At 52.0% G+C, this 5,378-nt stretch carries 2 rRNA genes; both read right to left on the bottom strand.

The features are described from left to right. Positions 1-2,984: ribosomal RNA gene (locus HMPREF2527_RS00190) — 23S ribosomal RNA — on the bottom strand; the annotation flags it as partial. Between the two features lie 303 nt (positions 2,985-3,287). Continuing rightward, positions 3,288-4,815: ribosomal RNA gene (locus tag HMPREF2527_RS00180) — 16S ribosomal RNA — on the bottom strand. Positions 4,816-5,378 lie beyond the last annotated feature (563 nt).

Raw genomic sequence — 5,378 nt, 5'->3', positions numbered from 1 at the left:
AAAGTGCCAGGAAATCTCATCTCGAAACAGGCTTCCCGCTTAGATGCTTTCAGCGGTTATCCCTCCCGAACGTAGCCAATCAGCCATGCACCTGGCGGTACAACTGACATACCAGAGGTTCGTCCGTCCCGGTCCTCTCGTACTAAGGACAGCCTTTCTCAAATTTCCAACGCGCGCAGCGGATAGGGACCGAACTGTCTCACGACGTTCTGAACCCAGCTCGCGTACCGCTTTAATGGGCGAACAGCCCAACCCTTGGGACCGACTCCAGCCCCAGGATGCGACGAGCCGACATCGAGGTGCCAAACCATGCCGTCGATATGGACTCTTGGGCAAGATCAGCCTGTTATCCCCGAGGTACCTTTTATCCGTTGAGCGACGGCCGTTCCACAACGTACCGCCGGATCACTAGTCCCGACTTTCGTCCCTGCTCGACCTGCCAGTCTCACAGTCAAGCTCCCTTGTGCACTTACACTCAACACCTGATTGCCAACCAGGCTGAGGGAACCTTTGGGCGCCTCCGTTACACTTTAGGAGGCAACCGCCCCAGTTAAACTACCCATCAGGCACTGTCCCTGAACCAGATCATGGCCCGAAGTTAGACATCCAGATTGACCAGAGTGGTATTTCAACAACGACTCCACACAAACTAGCGTCCATGCTTCACAGTCTCCCACCTATCCTACACAAGCCAAACCAAACACCAATACCAAACTATAGTAAAGGTCACGGGGTCTTTCCGTCCTGCTGCGCGAAACGAGCATCTTTACTCGTACTGCAATTTCGCCGAGTTCATGGTTGAGACAGTAGGGAAGTCGTTACTCCATTCGTGCAGGTCGGAACTTACCCGACAAGGAATTTCGCTACCTTAGGATGGTTATAGTTACCACCGCCGTTTACTGGGGCTTAAATTCTCAGCTTCGCCCAAAAAAGGCTAACCAATCCTCTTAACCTTCCAGCACCGGGCAGGAGTCAGTCCGTATACATCGTCTTACGACTTCGCACGGACCTGTGTTTTTGATAAACAGTCGCTTCCCCCTGGTCTCTGCGACCCATACACGCTCCAGGCAGCAAATGCCCATCACGCTCAAGGTCCCCCTTCTCCCGAAGTTACGGGGGCATTTTGCCGAGTTCCTTAACCATGATTCTCTCGATCGCCTTAGTATTCTCTACCTGATCACCTGTGTCGGTTTAGGGTACGGGCGGCTAAAACCTCACGCCGATGCTTTTCTCGGCAGCATAGGATCACCAAATCCCCCAAAAACGGGGTCCCATCACGTCTCAGGCACACAGCCGGCGCATTTAACAACCGACAACCCTACACGCTTAGACCACGACAACCATCGCGTGGCTTGGCTACCTTCCTGCGTCACACCTGTTAACACGTTTACCTCCAAAGATCGGGTCCCACAACCCACACAACACACAAACAAAAGCCTGCACATCATGCTTCGCATGGTTAGCATCACAATATCAGTATGGGCGGTTTTTCACCGGTACGGGAATATCAACCCGTTATCCATCGACTACGCCTGTCGGCCTCGCCTTAGGCCCCGACTAACCCAGGGCAGATTAACTTGACCCTGGAACCCTTGATCATCCGGCGGATGAGTTTCTCACTCATCTTTCGCTACTCATGCCTGCATTCTCACTCGCATAGCCTCCACCACTGGTTTACACCGCAGCTTCACCGGCCACACGACGCTCCCCTACCCAACAATCCAAAAAGATCATTGCCACAACTTCGGCGGTGTACTTGAGCCCCGCTACATTATCGGCGCAGAATCACTTGACCAGTGAGCTGTTACGCACTCTTTCAAGGATGGCTGCTTCTAAGCCAACCTCCTGGTTGTCTAAGCAACTCCACATCCTTTCCCACTTAGCACACGCTTAGGGGCCTTAGTTGGTGGTCTGGGCTGTTTCCCTCTCGACAATGAAGCTTATCCCCCACTGTCTCACTGCTACGCTCTCACTTACCGGCATTCGGAGTTTAGCTGACGTCAGTAACCCGTGAAGGCCCATCGGCCATCCAGTAGCTCTACCTCCGGCAAGAAACACGTAACGCTGCACCTAAATGCATTTCGGGGAGAACCAGCTATCACAGAGTTTGATTGGCCTTTCACCCCTATCCACAGCTCATCCCCTCCATTTTCAACTGAAGTGGGTTCGGTCCTCCACGACGTCTTACCGTCGCTTCAACCTGGCCATGGATAGATCACTCCGCTTCGGGTCTAGGTCATGCCACTCAAACGCCCTATTCAGACTCGCTTTCGCTACGGATACCCCACACGGGTTAACCTCGCGACATAACACTAACTCGCAGGCTCATTCTTCAAAAGGCACGCTGTCACCCCAAAAGGCTCCAACGGCTTGTAAGCACACGGTTTCAGGTACTATTTCACTCCCCTCCCGGGGTACTTTTCACCATTCCCTCACGGTACTGATTCACTATCGGTCATTAAGAAGTATTTAGACTTACCAGGTGGTCCTGGCAGATTCACACGAGATTCCACGAGCCCCGTGCTACTCGGGTGGCCACACCACGGACAGAACAATTTCGATTACGGGACTCTCACCCTCTACGGCCGACCATTCCAAGTCGTTCACCTACCATCCTGAACATCATGCCGGCAGCCAGTTAGAACTGCCACTGTGACTCCCACAACCCCCATGATGCAACGCCTAACCGCTATCACACACCACAGGTTTAGTCTCTTCCGCTTTCGCTCGCCACTACTCACAGAATCATTACTTTATTTTCTCTTCCTGCGGGTACTGAGATGTTTCACTTCCCCGCGTTCCCCCCAACCAGCCTATACATTCAGCTGGCGGTAACTCACCATGAAGATGAGCCAGGTTTCCCCATTCGGAAATCCTCGGATCACAGCCCAGTTATCGGCTCCCCGAGGCTTATCGCAGATTCACACGTCCTTCATCGGCTCTTAATGCCAAGGCATCCACCGTGTGCCCTTAATAACTTACACACAATCAAGAAAAATAAGAATCTAAAATCAACAATCAAACCAACACAACGTTGATTCAACGCAAATTCCAGAAGATGCTCGCGTCCACTATATAGTTCTCAAACAACAACCCACAACACAACAACAACACAAACAAAAACATCTGCATCATCACCATGCCAGGCAAACAAAGGAACAACACACACGTGTTACCCCAAAACCCAACAATGCGCCTCATCCAACCCAAAACCAACATTCCACCCATGAGCAAAACCACCCACCCGACACTCGCGGGCAGCATGGCCAACTAAATGTGCTCCTTAGAAAGGAGGTGATCCAGCCGCACCTTCCGGTACGGCTACCTTGTTACGACTTAGTCCCAATCGCCAATCCCACCTTAGACGGCTCCCTCCAAAAAGGTTAGGCCACCGGCTTTGGGTGTTACCAACTTTCGTGACTTGACGGGCGGTGTGTACAAGGCCCGGGAACGTATTCACCGCAGCGTTGCTGATCTGCGATTACTAGCGACTCCGACTTCATGGGGTCGAGTTGCAGACCCCAATCCGAACTGAGACCGGCTTTTAGGGATTAGCTCCACCTCACAGTATCGCAACCCTCTGTACCGGCCATTGTAGCATGCGTGAAGCCCAAGACATAAGGGGCATGATGATTTGACGTCATCCCCACCTTCCTCCGAGTTGACCCCGGCAGTCTCCTATGAGTCCCCACCATAACGTGCTGGCAACATAGAACGAGGGTTGCGCTCGTTGCGGGACTTAACCCAACATCTCACGACACGAGCTGACGACAACCATGCACCACCTGTATACCAGCCCCGAAGGGAAACACCATCTCTGATGCGGTCCAGTATATGTCAAGCCTTGGTAAGGTTCTTCGCGTTGCATCGAATTAATCCGCATGCTCCGCCGCTTGTGCGGGCCCCCGTCAATTTCTTTGAGTTTTAGCCTTGCGGCCGTACTCCCCAGGCGGGGCACTTAATGCGTTAGCTACGGCGCGGAAAACGTGGAATGTCCCCCACACCTAGTGCCCAACGTTTACGGCATGGACTACCAGGGTATCTAATCCTGTTCGCTCCCCATGCTTTCGCTTCTCAGCGTCAGTTACAGCCCAGAGACCTGCCTTCGCCATCGGTGTTCCTCCTGATATCTGCGCATTCCACCGCTACACCAGGAATTCCAGTCTCCCCTACTGCACTCTAGTCTGCCCGTACCCACTGCAATACACGGAGTTAAGCCCCGGCCTTTCACAGCAGACGCGACAAACCGCCTACAAGCTCTTTACGCCCAATAATTCCGGACAACGCTCGCGCCCTACGTATTACCGCGGCTGCTGGCACGTAGTTAGCCGGCGCTTTCTCTGCAGGTACCGTCAATCTCTCTTCTTCCCTGCTAACAGAGGTTTACAACCCGAAGGCCGTCATCCCTCACGCGGCGTCGCTGCATCAGGCTTGCGCCCATTGTGCAATATTCCCCACTGCTGCCTCCCGTAGGAGTCTGGGCCGTGTCTCAGTCCCAGTGTGGCCGGTCACCCTCTCAGGCCGGCTACCCGTCGTCGCCTTGGTGAGCCGTTACCTCACCAACAAGCTGATAGGCCGTGAGCCCATCTATAACCACTACATAACGCTTTCCACCAACACCCCATGCGGAGATTGGTCGTATCCGGTATTAGACCCAGTTTCCCGGGCTTATCCCAGAGTTAAAGGTAGGTTACTCACGTATTACTCACCCGTTCGCCACTAATCCACCTAGCAAGCTAGGCTTCATCGTTCGACTTGCATGTGTTAAGCACGCCGCCAGCGTTCGTCCTGAGCCAGAATCAAACTCTCCGTTGAAAAAATAGAAAAGCTTGATAATCTGATCTCAAACAGCGAATCACACACGGGGGTGCGTGACTCAAGCTGACTAAATTTGAAACCATTTGATGATTATCAAATATCAATAAATATTTGGTATTAGTTTCAGTTTCCATCACCATTCGGTGATTTTATTGAACAAAGCACACTATTGAGTTCTCAAGCAACACACCGATTCAACACCTCAACTTACTCTTTCGAGAAGTCTTACCGTTGAACGGTCATTCATGTTATTTTCATTGTTACCGCGTTCCCGCGGCAACTCAATCAACTATACCAGCGTTTTATTTGCCATGCAAATCCGTTTTCCGTGATTCACACCACAATGTTTCTTCCCTAAACTCCTCCACCATCACCAACAGGCAACCTGAGATTCTTCTAAGCAAGAAACCAAAACACTATACAATTGAAAGACAGTCAAACCGCTTCTGACTAGGAGAAACACCGAAGAAAACTCTTCGTTTTTTCCTCCTCGCCGCGGCGACTCATACAACTATACAGATGCCTAAACACCCCTGCAACCCGAAAATGGGTGAAGTAGA

It is taken from the genome of Rothia sp. HMSC071B01 (genome assembly GCF_001808945.1).
In the GTDB taxonomy this organism is placed as follows: domain Bacteria; phylum Actinomycetota; class Actinomycetes; order Actinomycetales; family Micrococcaceae; genus Rothia.
The sequence above is the reverse complement of the archived record's forward strand: the minus strand, read 5'-3'. Positions and strand labels throughout refer to the sequence as shown.